This window comes from Calothrix sp. FACHB-168 (assembly GCF_963889195.1).
Taxonomy (GTDB): domain Bacteria; phylum Cyanobacteriota; class Cyanobacteriia; order Cyanobacteriales; family Nostocaceae; genus Aulosira; species Aulosira anomala_A.
The window spans coordinates 206,490-230,817 of sequence record NZ_CAWPNJ010000063.1 but is presented as its reverse complement, the minus strand read 5'-3'; the positions used below and the strand labels follow the sequence as shown (position 1 = coordinate 230,817).

Annotated in this window: 13 protein-coding genes, 2 pseudogenes and 1 CRISPR repeat array; of the genes and pseudogenes, 4 read left to right on the top strand and 11 right to left on the bottom strand. The window is 39.6% G+C overall.

All coding sequences use genetic code 11. The annotated features are described in order from the left end of the window. Positions 1-71: 71 nt before the first annotated feature. On the bottom strand, positions 72-3,209 hold the full coding sequence (locus AACW45_RS31500) for a CHAT domain-containing tetratricopeptide repeat protein (RefSeq protein WP_190629960.1): 3,138 nt from the start codon (positions 3,207-3,209) through the stop codon (positions 72-74). Between the two features lie 343 nt (positions 3,210-3,552). Between AACW45_RS31500 and AACW45_RS31495 the strand changes: the two genes are divergently transcribed. Next, complete coding sequence (locus AACW45_RS31495; RefSeq protein WP_190629959.1) at positions 3,553-3,915, top strand: hypothetical protein; 363 nt, start codon at positions 3,553-3,555, stop codon at positions 3,913-3,915. 92 nt (positions 3,916-4,007) lie between these two features. On the opposite strand, the gene AACW45_RS31490 is transcribed toward AACW45_RS31495, so the two are convergent. Continuing rightward, complete coding sequence (locus AACW45_RS31490) at positions 4,008-4,364, bottom strand: hypothetical protein (RefSeq protein WP_190629957.1); 357 nt, start codon at positions 4,362-4,364, stop codon at positions 4,008-4,010. Positions 4,365-4,740: 376 nt separating this feature from the next. Continuing rightward, positions 4,741-5,435: direct repeats of the CRISPR family, unit length 37 nt; unit sequence GTTTCCGCAACCAATTACCCCGCAAGGGGATTGAAAC. A gap of 932 nt (positions 5,436-6,367) precedes the next feature. Between AACW45_RS31490 and AACW45_RS31480 the strand changes: the two genes are divergently transcribed. Next, positions 6,368-6,790: a hypothetical protein gene (locus AACW45_RS31480; RefSeq protein ID WP_313933739.1), complete on the top strand. Its 423-nt coding sequence runs from the start codon at positions 6,368-6,370 to the stop codon at positions 6,788-6,790. 528 nt (positions 6,791-7,318) lie between these two features. Here AACW45_RS31480 and xisF (AACW45_RS31475) read toward each other — a convergent pair. The 4 genes and pseudogenes from xisF (AACW45_RS31475) to AACW45_RS31460 form a co-directional block, all read right to left on the bottom strand. Beyond that, entirely contained in the window at positions 7,319-8,725 is a 1,407-nt protein-coding gene (xisF, locus tag AACW45_RS31475; protein ID WP_190629956.1) for a fdxN element excision recombinase XisF, read from the bottom strand. Positions 8,726-8,784: 59 nt separating this feature from the next. Further along, positions 8,785-9,348: pseudogene (locus AACW45_RS31470) on the bottom strand (nitrogenase component 1); the annotation flags it as partial. A gap of 251 nt (positions 9,349-9,599) precedes the next feature. Further along, positions 9,600-9,932 (bottom strand): Mo-dependent nitrogenase C-terminal domain-containing protein, encoded by a 333-nt coding sequence (locus tag AACW45_RS31465; RefSeq protein ID WP_190550886.1) that lies wholly within the window; start codon positions 9,930-9,932, stop codon positions 9,600-9,602. 92 nt (positions 9,933-10,024) lie between these two features. Beyond that, a pseudogene (locus AACW45_RS31460) lies at positions 10,025-10,300 on the bottom strand (nitrogenase component 1); the annotation flags it as partial. A gap of 36 nt (positions 10,301-10,336) precedes the next feature. Between AACW45_RS31460 and xisF (AACW45_RS31455) the strand changes: the two are divergent. After that, on the top strand, positions 10,337-11,887 hold the full coding sequence (gene xisF, locus AACW45_RS31455; RefSeq protein ID WP_190629954.1) for a fdxN element excision recombinase XisF: 1,551 nt from the start codon (positions 10,337-10,339) through the stop codon (positions 11,885-11,887). On the opposite strand, the gene AACW45_RS31450 is transcribed toward xisF (AACW45_RS31455), so the two are convergent. From AACW45_RS31450 to AACW45_RS31440, 3 genes are all read right to left on the bottom strand, one after another. After that, positions 11,884-12,033, bottom strand: coding sequence for a hypothetical protein (locus AACW45_RS31450; RefSeq protein WP_190629952.1), 150 nt, complete (start codon positions 12,031-12,033; stop codon positions 11,884-11,886). The two genes, xisF (AACW45_RS31455) and AACW45_RS31450, sit on opposite strands and share 4 nt — an antisense overlap. Before the next feature lie 663 nt (positions 12,034-12,696). After that, positions 12,697-13,458: a hypothetical protein gene (locus AACW45_RS31445; protein WP_190629950.1), complete on the bottom strand. Its 762-nt coding sequence runs from the start codon at positions 13,456-13,458 to the stop codon at positions 12,697-12,699. Between the two features lie 621 nt (positions 13,459-14,079). Next, a complete protein-coding gene (locus AACW45_RS31440; protein WP_190630029.1) occupies positions 14,080-14,280 on the bottom strand; it encodes a hypothetical protein in 201 nt (66 codons plus the stop codon). Between AACW45_RS31440 and nrtS the strand changes: the two genes are divergently transcribed. Then, complete coding sequence (nrtS, locus tag AACW45_RS31435) at positions 14,236-14,463, top strand: nitrate/nitrite transporter NrtS (RefSeq protein ID WP_190629948.1); 228 nt, start codon at positions 14,236-14,238, stop codon at positions 14,461-14,463. The genes AACW45_RS31440 and nrtS overlap by 45 nt on opposite strands. A 115-nt stretch (positions 14,464-14,578) precedes the next feature. On the opposite strand, the gene AACW45_RS31430 is transcribed toward nrtS, so the two are convergent. After that, a complete protein-coding gene (locus AACW45_RS31430; RefSeq protein ID WP_190629946.1) occupies positions 14,579-23,116 on the bottom strand; it encodes a non-ribosomal peptide synthetase in 8,538 nt (2,845 codons plus the stop codon). Between the two features lie 22 nt (positions 23,117-23,138). Beyond that, positions 23,139-24,074 (bottom strand): glycosyltransferase family 2 protein, encoded by a 936-nt coding sequence (locus tag AACW45_RS31425; RefSeq protein ID WP_190629944.1) that lies wholly within the window; start codon positions 24,072-24,074, stop codon positions 23,139-23,141. Between the last annotated feature and the right edge of the window lie 254 nt (positions 24,075-24,328).

Below are 24,328 nucleotides of genomic sequence, written 5' to 3'. Positions count from 1 at the left end.
GGGGATCTAAAACTTTTTGCTACCAACGACAGGACTTTTAAAACATCCTCTTATACCCCTATGAATAATTCTTACTTCATAGCACGCCAATTACCAGCAGGAATAAAACTCGCCCAATAATAAGGATGTTGATATTGGGGATTATTGAGTAACTCTAATTGCACCTCGCGCAACGCTTCATGTCTACCCTTACCCGTTTGTAATTTCTCATAATATTTCACCATTAAATCTTTAGTCCCATCATCAGCTACTTGCCATAAACTTAGCAGTTGACTTTGAGAACCTGCAATTACCAAAGCACGCCGCAAGCCGTAAACACCGCCGCCTATTTTCACATCACCAAGCCCAGTTTCACAAGCAGATAAAACTACTAATTCTGTACCCCGTAAATTTAAACCTGCAACTTCTAAAGCTGTCAGTACGCCATCTTCTGTATCATTTTTTTGTTGACGGTTATTAAAACCAGCCAAAGCTAAACCAGAACGTAATAAGGGATTTTCTAAATTCAAAGCTGGGGCTGTTTCTAATTGCTGATTAACATTATTGTTTCGGGTTGGTACTGTTTTATCTGGTAAGAAAAAGCCGTGAGTAGCTAAATGTAAAATTCTGGGTGCGTTTAATTGTTTAATAGCTGCTTCTGTGGCTTGTTTTCCTAATAAAATATTTGTCTGAGGAATAATTTTTTGAATTTGTTGTCCTTCGGCTAAAGTTGCTGTCAATCGGCTAACTGTTAAATTAGCAAAGTCAATAGAACGTTGATTTGACGAACTACGGGATTTAGCTGCAACTGCTGCAACGGTGGTATCTTGTTGTTCGTAGTCGATATCTGCCAAGACTACAGGATTTGCGGCGGCTTTGGCTGTAGTTTGCAAGTTGAGTAAGTCTCGCCCAGTGGTGAGGTAAGAGAAAGCGTAACGTTGGACGAGATATTGATTTTGCTCATCCTTTAGGGCTTCAAAAGGTATCAAGTTTAACTGTCCATCTGGTGAAAGCAACAGGTGACGCGCATCGCCTAACAGGGGACGAATGGGAGCCATAACGTGCTCATATAAGGCGCGGGCGGCTGTTTGCAGGCGGGATACAGAAGTTTTGCCATCCACTGCTTCGGGTATAATTCCCCCCCGTTCTGGGGAATTATTGTTACTTTCTTGACTGGATGCGGGAGCATAAACCAAAACTTGACGGAAATTAGCAACAGATTGATCGATAGTTGCAGCATCACCCAAATCAACCCACTTCGGCTCCCCCGCAGCACGTAACACTACTGCTGCATAACGAGGTTTACCCCATTTTTCGCTGTCTTGTTTCGCTTTGGGATTGTATGGCTGATATTGGACAATTTCTACCATAGCTGCATCTGGGGGAATTTGAGCTTGGATGGCGGCTAATTCTACTGGTTGAGTGGCTTGGCGAAATTCGGCGCTTTTAGCACTGACTTGTTCTTCTAGGCGTTCTTTTTCGGCTTCTAGTTGTCTAATTTGGGCTTGATAAACTGCAAACTTCTCTTGCCCCTGGCCGCGGTATACTAGAGCAGCTAATTCTTGCTGCACGTTCAACCAATCATCAAACAGCTTTTTGGTTTGGGGGTTGTTTGCTAACTGGCTGCGTAATGTCTGCACTGTGTCAGTCATTGCATCTAGTACCCTTCCTTTACGCCGCAGTACAGTAGTCAGGGCGAGTTTGGCTAATGTAGGGTTTTTAGTAGATTGTTGCAGCGCTAGAGCAACAACAGCGTCAGTCGTTACACTAAACTGTTGAGCGTAGTTTTGTTTTCTTTGTTCCGAACCTACAGCATAGATGAGTTGTAAATTTTGTTCTTCAATTGCCAATCCGCGAGTGAGAAAATCGGTAGTGCGATTGATATCACCTTGCGTCCAATAAAAACCTGCTAAATTATTCAAGCTAGTGGCGACATTGGGATGTTCTTTACCCAGTGTCTTCTCCCGAATGGCTAGAGAACGCAGATAAAGCGGTTCGGCTTTGGTATAATTTCCCTGTAATCGATAAAATTCTGCTAAGTTGTTCAAGCTTTGGGCGACATCGGGATGTTCTTTACCCAGTGTCTTCTCCCGAATGGCTAGAGAACGCAGATAAAGCGGTTCGGCTTTGGTATAACTTCCCTGTAAGCGATAGAATTCTGCCAAATTGTTTAAACTGAGTGCGACATCGGGATGTTCTTTACCTACGACTTTTTCTAAAATAGTCAGAGAGCGGAGGTATAAGGGTTCGGCTTTGGCATATTTCCCTTGTAATCTGTAAATTAGAGCTAAATTGTTTAAGCTAAGTGCAACATAGGCATGTTCTTTACCCAGTACTTTCTCGAAAATAGCCAGAGAACGGAGGTAAAGCGGTTCGGCTTTCGCATAACTACCCTGTAAGCGATAAAGTTCTGCTAAATTGTTGAGGCTAGTTGCTAAATTGGGATGTTCTTTACCCAGTAATTTCTCATACATAGCCAGAGAGCGGAGGTAAAGCGGTTCAGCTTTGGCATAATTCCCCTGTGACTGGTACAGTAGAGCTAAATTGTTCAAGCTAATTGCGACATTGGGATGTTCTTTACCCAGTAATTTCTCATACATAGCCAGAGAGCGGAGGTAAAGCGGTTCGGCTTTGGCATAATTTCCCTGTTCTCGGTAAAGTTCTGCTAAATTGTTGAGGCTATTAGCTAAATCGGGATGTTCTTTAACACCTACTTTCTCGTAAATTGCTAGAGAGCGGAGGTAAAGCGGTTCGGCTTTGGCATAATTCCCCTGTTCTCGGTAAAGTGCTGCTAAATTGTTGAGACTATTAGCTAATTTGGGATGTTCTGTACCCAGTACTTTCTCCTGAATTGCGAGGGAACGCAGATAAAGGGATTCGGCTTTGGCATTATTTCCCTGTGACTGGTAAAGTGCTGCTAAGTTGTTTAAGCCTTGTGCGACTAGTGGATGTTCTTTACCTAATATCTTCTCTCGAATTGCTAAGGCTTTTTCTGCAAGGGGGATGGCTTCACCATATTTGCCTTGACGATACAATTTTACTGCTTGTTGATTTAGTTCTTCAGCTTCGGCTAAGGCTGCTGATTGTTGTGCTGATAGTGGCAGTTGGGCTTGTGCCTTTAGTTGTGTGGGTATACTTACTAATAGTCCTAATGCTATTGCTGTGCTGATTGAGCATCTGAGGATGTTTTGAGTTTTTTTTGTTACATTAAATAAATTTTGTCCGGACATAAGAATTTGCTGAATATGTTGCTGCTGAGTTTATCGGTGTTTCCATTACATATACTTCTGGGAAATGAAGAGTTATGCAGTTGAAGGACTAAAAATAACGCCCGCAGGCTGTAAGCCTTGGGCTATCGTTACCAATCCCACCTTTGTGGGGTGAGGTTGGGATTACAGAAGAGCGATCGCAATTACTCAATCAATTGTTTTTAGATAACTTTATTTTACGTATAATTACAGAGTTATTTACCTAAATTTCGTGAAAAAAATGAAATTTATGTGATTTTCCCTGAGCCAAAATCCGGCTTGTTTAAGACAAGCTAACACAAGAATATTCATTAGGAGTACATATATGCGTCAAAGCCGTTCATCTCGCATTCTCAAAAAAGCTCAACTCAGAGTATGGGGACTTCAAACAATTGACGCCAATCTCGATTTTGGTAATTCTCTGAGCTTGGAAAATCTGCGTCAACAAATTGATGATTTAGGTAATAAGCTGATGACTCATAACACTAATCTGGCTAGGATTCATGGTATGAGAATGGAGATTAAAAGACTAGAAAAAACCTTGAGTGCTTTGTGTGAAAGGATGCTGCTGGGGGTTGCTGTGAAATATGGCAAAGATAGTGAAGAGTATGCAATGGCTGGTGGTGTGCGCAAGCGCGATCGCGTCCGTAAAAGTACTATTGCTAGCCTCGAAGATGTGTCAGAATAAACATAGTTAGGGGCATTGGGCATTGGGCATTGGGCATTGGTGGTTTTCCTATGCCCACAAGCTTAATGTTTAATCAGGTAAAAAAGCTGTGATTATTTTGGTAAGCATGGTATTTGCGTTATTTGCGATATTTGCGGCTGGGATGGCAATGGGTGTAATTGCGGTTTGTTAAGCTGACAAAGGCTAATATAAGGAATATTTCTGGCGTTTTCTTGTTGACGAATGTGCTGTTGTTGCTCGTTTGTTAGATGTTGGATTCTATTGCAGAAGTTATTGTTGCCATTATTACATCTACGCTGTGCCTCATTCAAAAAATATCCGCTTACGGGTATTTCTCTTTGTTCTTGCGGAAAAACGCCCATATCTGCAATTGCTTTAGTTTCCGATACAAGCAAGCAAGAGCTAAAAAATAAAACGGCTGTCATCAGTGTCTTTTTTGTAGCTATCATCACAATTATGGCTATTATCTGATTGTGGAAAAGATACGTAGTAGCGTAGCACGCCACTACAATTATGTTAACCGTCAAGTTGTACTTTTAAGTTAAGCTAGGCTTTGGATAAATTCGTCAAACAGGCTAGACAAGATATGTCAGTAGTATTATGATGAATGTATTAACTTGATGTTTGGCAAATCGAAGCGGGGGCAAAAACCCTATAGGTTCTGCCAAAATCGCCAGAACCTTGACAAGTAAATAGTTACAGCGTTTCGAGAATTGGAGAAGATGCAAATTATTTGCAATAAGGTAGGCTGAAAACGATTAAAATTTTCGATCTGCCAAAATGCTTCTCAGGATGCTTGCTGTGGTTAGGTTTCAATACCCAGCAGTTTCCGCAACCAATTACCCCGCAAGGGGATTGAAACGCTCATCCTGGGGCGGGTGTGGATGATTTTTAAGATAGTTTCCGCAACCAATTACCCCGCAAGGGGATTGAAACTAGCGATATGCGTACTGGACAAGCTTATCGCTGTGGTGTTTCCGCAACCAATTACCCCGCAAGGGGATTGAAACAATAATTCCGCGTTCAGTGCGATAAACACGGTTTAGTTTCCGCAACCAATTACCCCGCAAGGGGATTGAAACTTGTTATTCCCCCTGGTTCTGGTTTGCAGCTTATTGTTTCCGCAACCAATTACCCCGCAAGGGGATTGAAACCCACTACTGGCGCGGGTTCAATAGGAACAACGGGAGTTTCCGCAACCAATTACCCCGCAAGGGGATTGAAACAAATCAAAGAGCTTTGATTAGATGAATCTAGCCAAGGTTTCCGCAACCAATTACCCCGCAAGGGGATTGAAACTAACGTTGACCGATTTCTTCCCTAGCGGCTTCTAAGTTTCCGCAACCAATTACCCCGCAAGGGGATTGAAACAGGCGATCGCCTCTCACAAACTTTCACCCCACGCCAAGTTTCCGCAACCAATTACCCCGCAAGGGGATTGAAACTCGAACTTGAGGCGATCGCTCACCTCATGCACCTCGAAGTTTCCGCAACCAATTACCCCGCAAGGGGATTAAAACAATACATTGGCTAAACAAGAAATGACTAACGCTCAAGGAAAAGAAAAATAAATGTAGGTTGGGTTGAACGGAGTGAAACCCAACAATACCAAAGTTTTCGCGTTGGGTTTCGTTCCTCAACCCAACCTACAGCTACATTGGTAAAAGCCTTGAAAAATAAGCGGTTTGAGATTTTTATTTGGTGAAAGTGATTAAAGAGGGTTAAAAAGAGCGATCGCAATCACGATAAATATTGTTGTTCTTAAAACTTCTGAATCTCCGTGTCCTCTGCGTCTCTGTGGTTCAATTAAATAGTTTTAAACCGCAGAGTACGCAGAGATCGCAGAGTGGCTATTTTATAACTGTCGAGTGTTGTGACAAAGCATGTAAATCTATGTTTAGTAATATTACTGAAAATATCAAGGCTTTACTAAAGCGTTACATCAGAAAAATTGGGTAGTAACTGGGTAGTAATTGGGTAGTTTTACCCTATATAACTACCGGAGATTTATCCATAATAATTGATATAAATCATCGCTGGCAACCACATTTAAAGCTAGCATTTAGTAAATCTTGCGATAGACCGAAACCCTGAGGCAAAACTCAGGGTTTTTTAAATTTATTTATCAGTCTTAATCACACTGCCAAAAGCAGCATGATAGAGACATCAATGCTGCGATCAACATAAAACATGAAGCTTTGCGACTTTTGGTGAGCCAGTACGGTCTTGGGGTTTCCCCAAGTGAAGTAACTGGCGAACTCGTAAGAGTGTTAGGAACTAGCACTTCTGCCCAAGGAGGGGATGTAAGACCAAAGACTTCTGGACGTAAAAAATCCACCAAGTCTGAGGCAATCCCCAATGATTTGGGAAGCCTACACTCACCCGTCAGGGGAGTGTAGGTAGTTCACTACCCTACGATAGCTTTACGATTGTCGTACCTCAACCACTATCTGTGGTTTTGCAACGATTAAATGCAAAAGTTGAAGCACCGAAATTATATAGATTCTCTAGAGAACACGCACCTTATCAAGGAACTGTTTCTGAGCAAGGTTTTCAAATTACGCGGATTATTCACTATCGCAACTCGTTTTTACCAGTCATTAAAGGACGCTTTCAAGTCGAATCATCTTATCAAACAGAAGTACATATAAAAATGAGCCTACATCCTTTCGTCATGGCGTTTTTAGGATTTTGGTTTTTCTTTTGGTATAGTGCAGCAATTCCTATCAGTTTGTTAGGTTCTATGCCTAACGGAATGCCAATAATATTTTTAGGAATGCCGATATTAATGTTGATTATATTTTGGTTTGCTTTTTGGAACGAAGCAAATCGCAGCCGTAATGAATTGACGCAAATTATTCAGGGAGAATTATAAGTTGTCATTTGTCATTCGTCATTTGTCATTAGTTATTTGTCAGGGTTTAATACCATTTATCAATGAATATGCGCTTAATTAGCCCACTTATGTGGGCTTTGTTTGTTTAGCCCCACCCTTCTAGGGTGAGGGCGATATAGCGCAACTTCACATATAATTAGTATAAGTTATTCATGACCTTTACGTAAGTTTTGAATATATGATTTGTATGGTGGTAGACTAGCGCACCTCTAATTATTATGACACATTGGTGCGTTGCGCTACGCGACAACACACCCTACATATACTGAAATCTTCTTTAATTTTGAATTTTGAATTTTGAATTGTTAATATTCTTAAGTCGTTCGCTATTAACAGAAAAATTCTGTATAACAAATAAGCTAAAAATAGCGCTACAGAATGTTTTATGACTTCAACACATTCTCAAAAAGTCCTAAAAATGATTGAGGATAAATTACTGGAAGCTTATGCAAGATACTACGGGGACTTGAATGTTGGAGATATGTCTCCGGAAGAATTTGTTAACACCTACGGACGCATTGAAGATAGGGTTAATGGTAATTTAAACTTAGGCGCGATCGCTCCTGATGAATCTACTTCAACTTTCTCGACAAACTCAGCTAAAGCCGATCGCAATTCAGAATCATCCAAAGATTCCCAAAATGTCGCCTGAGATGCGATCGCAATTTTCCGTTTAGCATTCTCAAAAGCATCCTTATCAACTATTCTTGTGGGCGTTGATAGGGTGCTAATTGTTACCTCAATTTTGGCGATCGCTTCAATGATATTTGGGTTAGAACTGCGTAACCCCCGCAGAACAGATAATTCGTTGGTTAAGTTTTCAATTTCTTTGGTGTTGATTACCTCCATTGTGGTTGACTGGCTTTGTAAATAGTTAATTAAATTGGGTGCATTGTCACATAAAGCCGCGATCGTCTGGGCGATGATTTCCCGCAATCGCGTACATTTAGAATTATCGCAATGATACTTACCTGGTTTGTTGTAGTTAACACAGCGTATATACTCAACTTTGGTTTTATGGCGGGAAAAGTTGCGATACATACTTCCGCCACAATGAACGCATTTAATTAAACCTGCCAGTGGATATTCACCACGGGTAGATGTGGCGGAACTGCGATACTTTTTATTTGCTAATAACTTATTTTGAATTGCAGCTACAGTATCTGCGGTAATTAAAGCCGGGTGAGTGTTGAAGTTAATAATAGGTTCCCGATTTACACCTGGCTTTTTTTTGACAAAATAAGCTGTATGTCCCTGTAATGCGGGATTTTTCACCCAATCGCGCAACCCGGCGACGCTAAACACTACCTCATATTCCTGGTAAATATAATTGCAGACATCCTTAAGCGATCGCATCGACAGCGTTAAATCAATAATTATCTTCGCTAGCTCAAAATAAGTTTTCCCCGATTTCTCGTGAATCTGATAATTCGGCGTTAATCGCTGATTTTCGTCTTTACTATAGCCAAAGGGCGGTACACAATACTTTAATTGCTGGCGAAAATAATTATTACCATGCTTAATCCTCTGAGATAACAGCCGCGATTCAAATTCCGCCAAACCAGACATTTGATTAATACTAAACCAGCCAAAGGGCGAATTTGGGTCAACCGGTGCATCCAATATCCGCAGATTGACGTTATGCTTAACGAAAATATCAATCGCTTTATGAATCGCAATTACACTGCGCCCTAAGCGATCCACACGAGTGATAATAATCTCCTCAACTTGATTGTGCTGCGCCAACTTCAGCAACTCGTTATACTGTTTTCTCCCATCATTGCGTCCCGATTCTATATCTATTAAAACTTCCGTTGCACCCGCCGCTTTTAATCTCGCTATTTGCTGATTTAATGCGTCAAACTCCTCAGCTTGTTCTTGCGTACTCACGCGGGCGTAACCGTAAACTCTCATGGGAATTTATCTAAATCAGTCCCAAAATCATATCATAAAAGGTGTTGTTGTAAGTGCTATGGTTCTGCTGTACCTACTACATATTCCAACAAAGCTTCGCCACCAAAGCGGTTACCCAGGTTTTTACTGCCAATAAATCCGGGAGCAATCACCGGAATCACGGGAGTTCCTAATTTTTCCGCCGCAGTTTTGCATACAGCATCCATATCATCGCCAATCAAAGCGGTGACGCAGGTAGCGTAAACAAAGATAGCTGCTGGATTATAGCGTTTATGTATTTCCGCGATCGCTTTATAGAGTTTCTTCTCGCCACCAAAGATGACATCATTTTCAGTTAAGTCAGTGGTAAACCCCGTTTTGTAAAGCATGGGGCCTGAAGAGAGACTACCACGACTACCCCAGGAATTACCAGCGCAGGCGATCGGCCCGTGGACTAAATGAGCAGCATCCGTAATGGGTACCAGAGCAATCATCGCCCCATCAAACGCGCAACCGCCTTGAGCTGCTCCCGGTTGTGCCTGTTGGGTACAAGATTTATTTTTCTTTTCGCTCTGTTTGTGCTGATTATGTTCGCATCCTGACTCACTAAGCAGCTCGTTGATTTTGCCTTGGGTGATTTTCATCTCTCTTCTCTTGCTGGATGGCAGGTGGGTACCAATTCAAAATTCAAAATTCAAAATTCAAAATTAAGATATTGCTGAATTTAGTAGAATTGGTGTGAATTATTATCTGAGTATTGTCTGTTGTCATTCGTCGTTGTACTTTGAATAACTAATAACTAATAACTAATGACAACTGTACAGACGCGATTCATCGCGTCTCTGACTAATGACTAAATGGTAATAGGTAATGGGTATTGATTAATGTCTCAGGTCTAACAAATGTATTGCGTCACATCCTCGCCACATTCATCGCTCAGAAAAGATAAAGCCCGCAAACGCAAACTAATTACCTCGTCATACAAAGGATTAAATTTGCACAGTGCTGGAATATGATAAGTATGCCCAAATAAATTAATGTCGCGCTCAAACGGGCAACAGCAGGGAATGACGCGACAAATTAAATGAGCAAAATTAGCATTCTTTACTTTAATACCATCTACCAGACGACGCAAAGGCTTAAGAATATCAAAAGAACCAGAGCCTTTATAGTTAGGTGGATGGTAATTTGGATGAGGATGAGGGTGATTGTGAGTTATACTTGCCATAATCAATACCTCAGTTACAGGAAAAAGTAAAAAGTAAAAGATATTTCTTGTTACTTTTTACTTTTAAAATATGCCGCGAGTGACTGTAATTTCTAACGAACTAAGTCGTAGGAAATATCGGTCTTAGAAGGAATGTTAGTACGTTGATCGATGTCCTCGAAGATTGTATTAACAACCCAGTTGAGGAGGTTAATTACACCTTGGTAACCGATGGTGCTGTAGCGGTGCAAGTGGTGACGATCCATGATAGGATAGCCGATTCTGACTAAGGGTACCTTGCAATCGCGCCATAGGTACTTACCGTAGGAGTTACCGATTAACAAATCAACTGGTTCGGTGAACAACAGAGAACTAATGCGCTGACTATCAGGTAAAATTAAACTAACGCTGCAAAGGTTTGATATATGGATGTTTGGGGTTATGCGCGGGTTTCCACAGATGAACAAGCAGAAGATAAAGGCGCGTTAATTAAGCAGATGCGACGATTGCGGGATGCTGGTGCAACGCAGATATATTATGACGTAGAAAGCCGGACGAGCGATCGCCGCAAAGGACTGTTACAGTTAATTGAAGATATTAATGCATCTGCACCGGGGAAAGTAGCCAAGCTGTTATTTATTCGCATCGACCGGTTAACATCTTCATCAATGACATTTTATCGATTGATGGATGCGTTAAAAAAGAAAGGTATACAACCATCCGCCCTAGATGAACCATTTGATTTATCAAGTATTGGTGGTGAGTTAACTATTGATGTCAGACTAGCAGCATCAAAGTATGAGGTGAAAATGCTGGCGATGCGAGTCAAAAAAGAACGCGACACCCGCAAAGAAAATAAAAAACCTCACTGGAATGCCCCATTGGGGTATATTGTGGAGGATGATAAGTACAAACGCGATGAACGTCCTTGCGTTTGCTTGCTTGCTGGTAAGCGAGAATTTACGCGATCGCAATTAATGCGATTTGTCTTTGATACCTTTTTTACAGTCGGTACAGTCTCCCAAACCGTAAAAGTCCTTCACGATACTTTCGGGATTCAAGCCAACGCAGTCCCCAAAGCCACAGATAGCAAAATAAATATCCTCACAGAAAATGAGGAAATCCTGCTAGAAAATATCAATAAATCCCGTAGCGGCGCATTAAATCTGCGTTATCCCCACACCGGCTTGAAATGGTCTGTTTCTGGGTTACGCTCGATACTGGTTAACCCTATCTATGCAGGGGGAACACTGTACAATATTATGGTTCGTCCCAAAGGACACCGCAAACCCTTCGATGAATGGGAAGTCACCTGGGGAACCCATGAAGAAGAAGCGATTATTACCCGCGAAGAACACGAACGTATCAAAGCCACAATCCGAGAGAATCGCAATAATCGCTGGGCTACCGAACAAAAACATATTAACCCATTTGCCAACTTAGTCAAATGCGCTCATTGTGGTGCTGCTTATAGCCGTCAGTGCAAAAAATTAGTAAAACGCCAAGGTTTTATTCGCCATCATTATCAATGTAGTTTTTACCGAACTAATGCTTGTCAAAACGGACGCATGATTGCTTCCGATGAATTAGAAAAACAAGTAATTCATCATCTAGTTCGCGAAGCAGAAAAGTTAGCAGGATTAGTAGAACAAAAAGTTGATAATACTGAAGAATCAGCAGAAATTAAAACACTCCGTACTTCTTTAAACACCTTAGAAGCATTACCATCAAACCCCGCCATTGAAAAAGCCAAAGAAGATATGAGAATGCAAATAGCCACAGCTTTAGCAATGACAAATAACACATCGAAACAATATTTAATCGCTAAAGAACGGATTATTTCTGCCTTCTCTAATGACAGATATTGGCAACAATTAGAACCAGAAGATAAACAAACTTTACTTAAAGGATGTATCAAAAAAATCGTGGTAGATGGCAACCTAGTAACAGGAGTTGAACTACTATATTTACACTAAGCAACTTTTTTCGATTTACGCTGCTTAGTAACTTTTTTCTCTGGCTTTACCTGATGCACCTGAGCATTTTGACGTTCTAGTTCCCGTTGCTCAAATTCAATCACAGTGCGGGCGACCAATTCAGCGAGTGTTTCATATCGTGTCATTTGTAGCGGCTCCATCATTACCTTAAACATAGCGAAGAAATTAAAAAAATCTGTTAGCCGTAAGCTTTTTTTATGTATTAAAATTTGCCAGATTAATTAATGATAAAAACCGCTATAAAGGCAGAGGTATTTATGCTGATTACGAAGAGCGATCGCTAAAAAAATGACACCAAATACATCATGTATTAAAGCAATCAATTACGCTAGGCAATATCCACACACATTGTTAGTAAAAAATATAGTAATACCAATCTAGAAAAATGTAACAAATGTGTAGGGGCATGGCATTGCCATGCCCCCTAGAATATCTGGATGTATGATTTAATTTTGGATAAAAAAATCGCCATTAAACTAACTCAATGGCGAAAACAAATATTTTCTGGCATCGCATAAATCAATACGGTTCAGTTAAGGATAATTGTAGGTTGGGTTGAACGAAGTGAAACCCAACAAACCGATGGAAATGTTGGGTTTCGTTCCTCAACCCAACCTACACAGATTAAGATTTTTGGCACTAACTGAACTGTATTGTCGCATAAATATGGATGAATTTGGAGTTCAAATTACCGACAATTCATTAACCAATTTAGCAACACCTATTTTATTAATGTGTATGGAAAGTTATCCACCATATAATCCAGTAATCGGCGCGTATGACAAAGATTAATTCAGAGATACTGAAGGCTGTGGTTGAGTAGAATTCTGCTCTAAGAACCCTTGAAATAATTTGATATCGAACTGCTCGTTAGCAATTGCTTGACCGATAGCACTCAAGTTATCCATCTGGTCTACACAATCCATTTTTTCTAACTTATTGACAAGATCATTTGTAATTGCATCAGCCGGAATTGGATTACCATTTTCATCTTTGAGTTGCAACTTTTGTGCTTCTGTTAAGGATTTAAATCGCTCTACTGTCATAGAGGTTGTAAAACGGCAGTAGGTCATTAATTCCTGGTTTTCGGGTACAATTTTATATGAATCTCTATCTTTCGTAAGCTTAGAATTATTCATAGATATCTGCTTGCTAATTAACTTCACAAGTTGATTTTGTTGCAAATTTGCTTCATACATTAAATCGTTGGCTACATATCCAGCCCATTGAGCATTATTTTTCTTTTTCGCTTCGCCAAACTCTATGTCAGCGTAACTATATCCTGTACCAATAGAAACGAGCAAAAGCTTATCTGCTCCCGATGGCCAAGCAGTACCATAATCAGTTTGAACTGCTTCGAGAAACAACCGCAACGATGAATTATTGTATGTACCTACTCCACCATCTATAAACTCGCATTCTTTGTCGATAAATTCTTCTGAAGAATGATAATTATCTTTGGGAACCTTAACTGTAAACAGAAAAGGGAGGAAAGAAAGTCGGAGCAGCAGAACTAGACCGCACGATTTTCCAAATGGGAATATTGGCATTAAGGTCTAAATATTGGCTTTTCTTTTGATAATCTCCTTTGACAGTGTTATATTTACGCAATAATTTATCATTTAATCAGCAACACTTTTATGAAAATGTACTTATATTAAGTAAATACTTTTAAATTATTTTTTCATTAAAGTTAATCAAAATCGATAATTTAGCAGCTTTTAAGCAGCTAAATTAGCAAATTATTAAATTTAGCAAAATAAAAATGCTTTTAATAAGTTTAGATTATATTAATCGATGATTTACATTGTTTACCAAAGATAAAAGTACTAGCTAAACTCTGAGTATTAATCCTAGAGCAGATGTCATTTATGATATAAGATTGACTCATCTGTGGAGGACAGAAGAGAGTATTAAAAGATTAGGCAGTTACGTAGGCAAATTTAAATTGTATTAGGGACTTCCAAGAAATAAATTATCCAATCTTGTGGGGTGGGCATCTTGCCCGCCTTTGACTATGGGCGGGCGAGACGCCCACCCCACAATAAATAGTTGTATATTTTTTTATTTGGAAGTCCCTTATCAAAGTAGACAAGATACCTACGCCATAAGAGACTGATAAAATTTAATATGCAAACTAAATGGGTGTAGGTAGTTCACTCAATAAATAATTAGCGGATGAAAGCTTTAAGAGAATATTGTTTGAGTCTTGTAGATAAAGATTTGATGCCTACAGCATTTAAGACTGCTATAGTTGTAGGTTCTATCTTGTTTATACTCCAATACAGTTCAGTTAGCGCCAAAAACCATAAACTACGTAGGTTGGGTTGAGGAACGAAACCCAACATTTTCGGCGATTTGTTGGGTTTCACTTCGTTCAACCCAACCTACATTTATCCTTAACTGAACCGTATTGGTTTACACTCAATCACGGAGCGGCGACTATCAAAGGCCAAATAAGTAGAGAACGCTGGATTTCTGCAGCGCTGACATACATAGTTCCCTATATGGTGAATATTCACGGTCAATATGTCAGTCGTGCGAGAAAAAGCTGACTGCACTTGTTTTAAACTCTTACTCTCTGCGCGCCAGTTGCTTCAAGTCGGTAGAGCCGCCCAACGCACTGGCTTACCTCTGCGCCTCTGCGTGAGACTAAATTCATATTCTCACTCAGCAACGCAACCTACTTAAAACTGCTGTAATTTCTGCTGCCAATTTTTGCAGATGCGGATTTTTCAAAATCGTTTGATGTTCGCCAGGTAAAGAACAAACAGACACCTGCTCCTGGGTTAAATTCGCCCAACCTACAGTAGGATCATCAGGAAATTGCTCTGCCAATGATGCAGTTTTAAACAGTGAAATAGCAGTTTTAATAGTTTGCGGTTGATAACGCAGACTTGCTTGTACATTAGCTTTGTAAACGTTAATTAACCCAGTAATTAAATTTACTCCTGAATCCGGGGGAACAAGTTCAGATTGCTGTAAAATTTGCAGTACATATTGAAATTGTTCGGCTTGGTTGCGGCTGGATAATTCTTCGTAGGAAATATTGATATTTGTGTTGAAATGAATGGCTATTTGCTCAACAATGAAGCAAAGAATAGCCGCATCATCTTCTAAAGAAGTTTCAATTTCTAATGTCGGTAATGGGGGATGGGTATCAATAATTAGTAGATTTTCTACCTGTTCACCCATAGCTTCTAGTTGAGACGTAATTTCAAATGCAATTAATCCTCCCAAAGAATGACCGCCTAATAAATAAGGGCCAGAAGGTTGGATGGCGCGAATCGCTTTGATGTAACTAGCAGCCATTGCTTCGACAGTTGCTAACGGCGGTTGTTTCCCATCTAAACCGTGTGCTTGTAGTCCATAAACTGGGCGTTCTTGACCTAAAGTTTGCGCCAGTAAAGAGTAGGAAAGAGCATAACCACCGGCTTGATGCATGAGAAATAAGGGAGGTAAATTTCCCTTGGTTTGGAGAGGAACTAAAACATCTAAATCGCTGGTTGTCCGCTCTTGCTCTATTAAGGCTGCTATCTTCTCAATTGTACCTTCTCGGAATAAAGCAACAACAGGTAGATTACAATCTAAGCGGTTTTCAATTGCTGCGATTAACCGAATCGCTAATAAAGAATGGCCGCCTAAATCAAAGAAATTTTCAGTGACGCCAATAGGGTTAACTTGGAGAATTTCTTCCCAAATTTCTACTAATTTATATTCTAATGGCGTTCTTGGTAAAATTTGGTTGTTGGCTGGGATATTTGTTTTTAGATTCAGTGAAGCTAGGGCTTTTCTATCAACCTTGCCATTAGGTGTTAAAGGTAAAGAATCTATAATGACAAAGTTAGCTGGCACCATGTAATCTGGCAGTTTTTCCTTTAGGAAAGTCCGTAGCTGATTTACTGAGGTAAGTTGCTCAGTCGCAGGGACAATGTATGCAACTAAATTTTGACTTCCTACTGCATCTACATTAGTAATTAGCACTGCATTAACTACATCTGTATGCTGATTTAATATTTCTTCAATTTCTCCTAGTTCAATGCGGAAACCGCGAATTTTAACTTGGTTATCAATGCGTCCTAAAAATTCAATATTACCGTCGGGAAGATAGCGAACTAAGTCACCTGTTTTATACAGACGCTCTGATTTTACAGAATTGAAAGGGTTAGCAATAAATTTGTCAGCAGTCAATTCTGGACGGTTGAAATATCCCCTGGCTAGTCCAGCACCGCCGATGTGTAATTCTCCAGGAATACCAATCGGTACTGGTTGCAAATTAGAATCAAGAATATAAGTTTTTGTATTGTGAATTGCTCTACCTATAGGGACATTCTTTTGATTTATTTCGGCTTGACAAGTCCAGAAAGTAGCATCAATACAAGCCTCAGTTGGGCCATAAAGATTATACAGATTCACATTTAGTCGGCTCAATAATTTTTTTTGCAGTACTAAAGATAAAGTTTCACCACCGCAGAAGATATGTTTAAGAGAATTACATTTTTCAATTCCCTCTTGTTCTAAAAGCATTTGCAGCAATGATGGCACAAGTTGCACAATAGTTACTTGTTGTTGGTTGATAACTTCCAGCAAATAACTAACATCTTGATGACCGCCAGGTTTAGCAATGATTAACTTTCCACCCACTAATAAAGGTGCGTAAAACTCCCAAATTGAAGCATCAAAACTAAAGGGAGTTTTTTGTATTACTATGTCTGTTTCTTGGAAAGCAAAGGTTGTTTGCATCCATAACATGTGATTGCAAATAGCACGGTGATTAATCATCACCCCCTTAGGCTTACCTGTAGAACCAGACGTATAAATGATATATGCTAAATTATCTGCTATTGTCCCGCTAACTGGGTTATCTATACTTTGTTGAGCAATAATTTCCCAGTCTCTATCTAAACAAATCATCTGTGCATGATTTTGCAGGTTCAATTTTGCTAGTAGTTGTTCTTGGGTTAATAATATAGATATCTGCCCATCTGCTAACATGAAATTGATGCGTTCTTGGGGATAAGCTGAATCGATGGGAAGATAAGCACCACCAGCTTTCAAAATCCCTAATAATCCTACTACCATTTCTAGAGAGCGTTCAAGACAAATGCCTACTACTACCTCTGGTTTAACTCCTAAATTTTGGAGGTAATTGGCTAATTGATTGGCGCGTTGATTTAACTCGTCATAAGTTAAATATTGATTTTCAAATAATACTGCTATTGCATCCGGTGTTTTCTTGACCTGAATTTCAAATAATTGATGGAGAGATATATCTTGAGGATAATCAACTTGATTATTTTGCCAATTTACTAATAGCTGATTTTGCTCAGTTGATGTTAATAGAGGTAGTGCAGTAATGCACTGTTGGGGATTAGCTACAATAGCTTCCAGCAAAGTTTGGAAATGTCCTACCATCCTCTTAATGGTTGTGACTTCAAATAAATCGCTTCTATATTCCCATTGTCCTTGAATTCCTTGTTCTGTTTCTGTCATCAACAAAGTTAAATCAAACTTTGCTGTTACCTGTTCTGTTTCCCAGGGAGTTAATTGTAAATCGGGTAATTCTAGTTTACCCATTGGTGCATTTTGCAAGACAAACATCACCTGGAATAAGGGATGATGACTGAGATTTCTTTCTGGCTGAATTTCTTCAACTATTCTTTCAAAAGGTACATCTTGATAAGCGTAAGCTTCTAGGGTTTCTTCTTTAATGCGTAATAGTAAATTGATAAAATCAGGATTGCCGCTTAAGTTAGTGTTAATTACTAAAGTATTGACAAAAAAGCCAATTAATGATTCAACTTGTTTGCGGTTGCGGTTAGCAATTGGTGTCCCAATTAATAAATCTGTTTTTCCGGAATAACGCATTAATAGGGTGCTAAATACCCCTAATAAACCCATGAATAAAGTAGCACCTTGAGATTCGCATAACTTTTGTAATGCTGTGGATGTTTCCCTATTGATTGTAAAGGATACTGCACTGCCTTGATAACGCGCGATCGCTGGACGGGGATAATCTGTAGGTAATTCTAAAACCTCTATTTTCCCAGTGAGTTTTTGTTTCCAGTAAGCTAGTTGTGCTGGTAGTTGGGTTTGCTCAAAAGTTGTGCGTTGCCAATGGGCAAAATCTGCATATTGTATAGGTAGAGGCTGTAATTTGGCTGTTTCTTGGCGACAAAATGCTGTATAAGATAAGGATAATTCCTCAATCATTAATCCCAGCGACCAACCATCAGCAATAATATGATGGATGACTAAAACAAAAACATGAACATCTGCGGCTAATTGATAGAGATGAACGCGAAGTAAAGGTAGACTGCGCAGATTGAAGGGAGTGGTAATGGCTTGGCTAATTAATTCTTGAAGTTGTTCTGTTGGCTGTAGTTCGGTGACGATTAAGGGGACTGAATAAGCAGGGTGAATAACTTGAATGGGAACACCATCTACACTTTCAAAAGTGGTGCGTAATACTTCGTGGCGTTGAATTATAGTTTGTAAACTCTGCTGTAAGGCTGGGCGATTTAACTTTCCATCTAAGCGAAATGCTACGGCGATGTTGTAAGCGGGATTATTGGGTTCTAATAAATCTAAAAACCACAGTCGAGATTGCGAGAAAGAAAGGGGGAAATTTTGGCGATCGCTAATTTGAGGGATAATATCTAAAGCTGCATTACTAATATTAGTATTTTCAGCTAGGCGTTCAATTTCTGTTGCTAAACCTGCAATGGTGGAATATTCAAAAACTGTCCGCAATGGTAAAGCTAAATTAAATTCTTCCCGAATTCGCGAAACTAATTTAGTTGCTAATAGTGAATGTCCTCCTAAATGAAAGAAATCATCAGCGATACCAATTTGTTCAATTCCCAAAACATCACTCCAAATGTGACATAGTTTTGTTTGGGTGGGTGTTGTCGGTTGAACAAAAGATTCTCTGGTAATTTCTTGTTCTCTATCCGGTGCTGGTAAGGCGCGTCTATCTAGCTTCCCACTGGGAGTCAGGGGAAAGCTTTCTAGCAATACAAAAGAAGCGGGACGCATATATTCTGGTAATTCTTCCCGCGCCTGTGCTTTTAATTGAGAAATTAAGGTTTTCGCCAAACGTGCTTTCAGAGGATTAATGGCGTAATAATTAGCAACTTGATGTCCTATTTTATGACTAATTGGCATGACTGGCGAACGGCGTTTATCGTTTGTTTTCGGGTAGAAACAAACATCAAAATATTCATGATTTAAATCTGGAGAATAGCTGATAGTTACTTCACAACCGATTGCTTGCGCCAGAGTATATAAATCTACTGGATCAATTGCTGATGCTAAATCGAGTTGATGAATAAATTCGCGTAATTCTCCAATATTCTGACTACTAATATTACTATTATTACCTTGCAACCATTGCCAAATAGCTGCATCTTTAATTAACCGTGCATTGGGAATACCACGCCAACCAATTGCACCTACTGCGCTAATTTTATCTCGTAAATCATCTAAGTGGAGATTTGCAGTTTCCCAATCTTGCCAAACAGCTTCAACAATATCACCTTGTTCTGCGCCTGATTTGTGCAAAATCGCATCATAACGATATTTGGTTAATTCATTATGATTATTTTCGGCTTTGAGATGAACTTCAACTGCGGCGACATCGGGGAAAGCTTGAGTTAAATTAACAAAGAAACTAGGATCGATGACTAACTCGCTTTCGGCTGCTGCTAGGCGATTAACTTGAATTTTAAAATTCTCTCTATCTATATTATCTGCTGCTTGAAACAAGCCAATGCTGCTATGGAAATAATTGAGCAGCGGTAAGCTGCGGTTATCCCCAATAAATAAACTACCGCCCGGTGCTAATAATTGTAAAGCCCCAGCAATTACTTGCTGTAAATATTCCAGTGATGGGAAATATTGAGCAACAGAGTTAATAATAATTGTATCAAAGTAAGCAGTGGGAATATCTGCAAAATTAATCGCTTCTCTAGAGAACAAGCGCACGTGAGATAAAGATTGATTTTGGAGAATATTTGTTAAGCGGTTAATCGCTGCTTGAGAAAAATCAGTTCCCCAATAAGCCTCAACTTGCGGTGCGATATTCAACAAAATCATTCCTGTACCACAACCAATTTCTAATACCCTTTGAGGTTGCAGTGCTTGGATTCGCTCCAGGGTATTATCTAACCATTGACGCATTTGCACGGCGGGAATCGGTTGGTTATCGTAACTACTATTCCAACCGACAATATTAAATGCTGGATCGGTTTCTGTGTCACCACCCTGATAAGTTTCGTTAAAAGTATATTGCCATTCTTGGGTTTGTTCTTTGGTTAAATCTTGTTGGCAAACTTGATTCTTCGCCACGATATAAGCGGCTATTCTCATATCTTCCTGGCTCGTTTCCCGGACTATCACTAAAACATCTTTTACCCCTGGATGACGTTTAATTACTGCTGCAATTTCGCCTAATTCTATGCGAAAACCCCGAATTTTGACTTGATGATCGTTGCGTCCGATATATTCAATTTCACCGTTATCCAGGAAGCGAGCTAAATCACCAGTTTTATACAGACGTTCTAATTTTGTATGATTAAAAGGATTGGGAATCATCCGTTCGGCGGTTAATTGGGGACGGTGAAAATAACCGCGAGTCACACCCGCACCACCAACATACATTTCCCCAACAACACCAATAGGCACGGGTTGACAATGACGATCTAAAATATATAAAGAAAGGTCAGGAATGGGTTTACCAATTAAACTTCCCCGACGTTGTTTAACATCCCGTAACCGAATAGGACGGTAAGTAACATGAACTGTAGTTTCCGTAATCCCATACATATTTACTAGCAAAGGAAACTCTTCATCGTGGCGTTCAAACCAAGGTTCTAAGCTGGCTAAATCCAGAGCTTCCCCACCAAATATCACATAGCGTAATTCTAATTCTCCTTCTCTCCCCAGTGATGCTTCAGCTTGCATTAATTGGCGAAAAGCTGAGGGAGTTTGGTTTAAAACTGTGACTTTGCGATCGCAAAGTAAATTATAAAATTCTTCTGGAGAACGACTGACTAAATAAGGTACAATAATTAAAGTACCACCAAAAAAAAGAGCGCCCCAAATTTCCCAAACAGAGAAATCAAAGGCGCAGGAATGAAACAGAGTCCAAATATCTTTAGGGTTAAATTTAAACCATTTTTCCGTCGCCAACATTAACCGCACAACATGACGATGGGTAACGACTACTCCTTTCGGTTTTCCTGTGGAACCACTGGTGTAAATAATGTAAGCAGCGTTATCGGGATGAACTAAAACCTCTGGTGCGGTGGTTGGTTGTGTTGCTAGTTCAACCTCGCAGTTATCGATAAAGATAGTTGTGGCTTGGTGGGGGGGAATTTGTGCTTGAAACTGGCTATGGGTAAGCAAAACTGCCACTTGACTATCTTCCAGCATATAAGCAATGCGATCGCTTGGATAGTCAGGATCGAAGGGAACGTACACACCCCCAGCTTTCAAGATAGCTAAAATAGCCACCAATAAATCTAAAGAACGAGACAACCACAACCCTACCCGCGATTCTGGTTTGACACCAAGATTAATTAAATGATGGGCTAATTGATTGGCGCGATGATTTAATTGTTCATAGGTAAGATTTGTTTTTTCAAAAATCAGCGCTGTTTGCTGCGGACGTGATTTTACCTGTTGACTAAAAACTTCATGTAAACAAGATGTGACAGAAAAAGTTTGCTGTGGTTGAACGGGTACTAATGGCGCTAATTCTTCTGGAAGCAAGAAAGATAACCGACTTACAGGTGTATCTGGTTGCGTCACTAAACTTTCGAGCAGTTGACAAAAATGACGAGCAAATCTTTCTACTGTTTCTCGTTTGAATAAATCAATATTATAGGAGAAAACCCCATGTAAACTATCTGCGCTTTCAGTAATAAATAATTCTAAATCGAAACGCGCTGCTTCTTGATTAGCTAATATAGAAATTTCTAAATCATCTATGCCAAAATTTGGTTTAGGTGCATTTAATAAAGTAAAGGCAATTTGAAATAAAGGATTACGACTAGTATCGCGTTCAATATTGAGGCGTTCAACTAAGGTTTCAAAAGGAACTTCTGTATGTTCAAAAGCTTCTAAAACCGTTGTTCTGACTCGATTTACTAGAGTGCGAAAACTTGGTGCATCGCTTAAATCAGTACGAATAACTAACATATTGACGAAAAAACCAATGAGTTTTTCCGCATCAAATCCCGGACGATTAGCGATAGAAGTTCCTACGGGTATATCCTCTTGTCCCGTGTAACGAGACAACAGCGCTTGAAACCCAGCCATCAGCGTCATAAACAAAGTCGCACCTGATTTTTGACTGAAGGTGCGCAGGTTTTTGCTGAGAGAATTTGGTAATTCAAATTTGACTAAATCGCCGCGAAATGTTTGTAAACGAGGACGAGAAAAATCAATAGGGAATTGCAATACAGGTAATTCTGATAATTGTTTTTCCCAATAATTCAGGCTATTGGCTAAAGTTAAAGGATTGAATTTTTCTTGTTGCCATACAGCATAGTCTGCATATTGAATTTTTAACTCGGCAATTCCGGTTTTATCTCCTCGAATTGCCAGTTGATACAAAATAGCAAGTTCTTGTAAAATTACACCAATAGACCAAGCATCAGCAATAATATGATGTAGGGTGAGGGTGAGAATATATCGCTGTGGTGTCAGGCGAAAAAGTCGCGCACGAATGAGAGGCCCTGTGGCTAAATCAAAAGTATAATCAGCTTCCGAACGTCCTATATGAGAAATTTCTGGTTCAGTTTCTGTAAGAGAGCGATACCTTTGGTCGCCGCAGGCATCGCTCCAATCTTCTAAACTAATTTCTGTAAGATAATTGGGGTGAATTATTTGTCTAGCTTCGCCATCAATATTCGTAAATGTGGTACGCAAGCTTTCATGTCTTTGTTGCAATTCGCGAAAAGCTTGCTGTAAAGCCTCAACATTGAGTAACCCTTGCAGACTGAATACAGAACAAATATTATAAGCCGAAGATGTCGGTTCTAATTCATATAAAAACCATAAACGCCTTTGTTGGAAAGATAATGGCGCTTCCTGAAGACTGCGACGAGGAATCAGAAACTGTTCTGTATCCTGTTTGATTCCATCTGCTTCTAGCAATAATTCTAAAAGTTCAATATCGTTAATATCTGAATAGTTCATCATAAAAATATCTAATATATTTATCCTAAATTGGGCGAGTTAAAAATGACATAAAATACCTTTGGGCAGCTTGAAAACACAATTTAAAAGCTGGTAATATCTGCCCAGTTCTGATTAAGCTATTGACTGATAATATATTCACAAAAGGAATTAACCTTTTTTCATAGAACCAAATAACTTCCGCTACTTTAGCTTTTTGATCTGGCGTCAACCATTTCCCCTCTTTCCACTTATTCAGAACTTGTTGAGCCTGCTCTTTAAAATTGCCGGTTCTATGTAGTTGACTAGTATTATGTAGGCGATACTGATGTAATTTATGGGGAATAAAATGTATTTCGCTTACTAAGGCACATTGAGCTAAAATGTCCAGGATGTGTCCACCATTCCTCCCCAATTGTTCATCCCATCCAGATGTTTGTTCATATATACGACGACGAAAAACACAACGTCCGTCTAGTCCTCCGCCTAAGCCAGCAGCAATAGCTACTAAAGGTGTTTCAGGAGTATCATAGGGTAAGGTTTTTAAACCGAATAAAGAGGGAACTAATCTCGGACAATAAACTGTATTGATCGGCTGATCATTTTCGTCGATATTATAGAAATCACAGTAAGTAACACCAACTTGAGGATACTGGTTGAGATATTTCACCATTACCTCCAACATCTGTGGTTCTAGACAATCATCAGCATCAAAAAACAATATATATTCAGATTCACGGGAACTAGCTTGAAAACCATTGTTTCGTGTCACAGCCATACCACTATTAGACTGTCTGATTAACTGTAATCTTGGTTCTATCGCCGTATATGATGCAATTACTTCAGCAGAATTATCGGTACTGCCATCATCTACAATAATATATTCCCAATCAGTAAAGCTTTGACTACGCACACTTTCTATGGCTTTACCAATAAATTTTTCAGCATTGTAACAGGGAGTGATAATACTAACTTTTGGCATATAAAACTCACTTACCATCTAACTCAATTAGTTTCAGGACTTAGGCAAAAATTACCAGAAACCTTAATTTATTGCACTGCCTTTTCTGCGAGAGGCTTCCGCCAACGCGCAGCGTCTCCCCTTGGGAGAAAAATTCGTAGAGGTTGCGTAAGTCCTAAGTTTTATCGGAGGAGCTATTACACTTTCCTAATATCTATCAAAATCGCCGGAAAAGATATTTTTTTCCAGCTTTATATTAACATCATTAATATTCT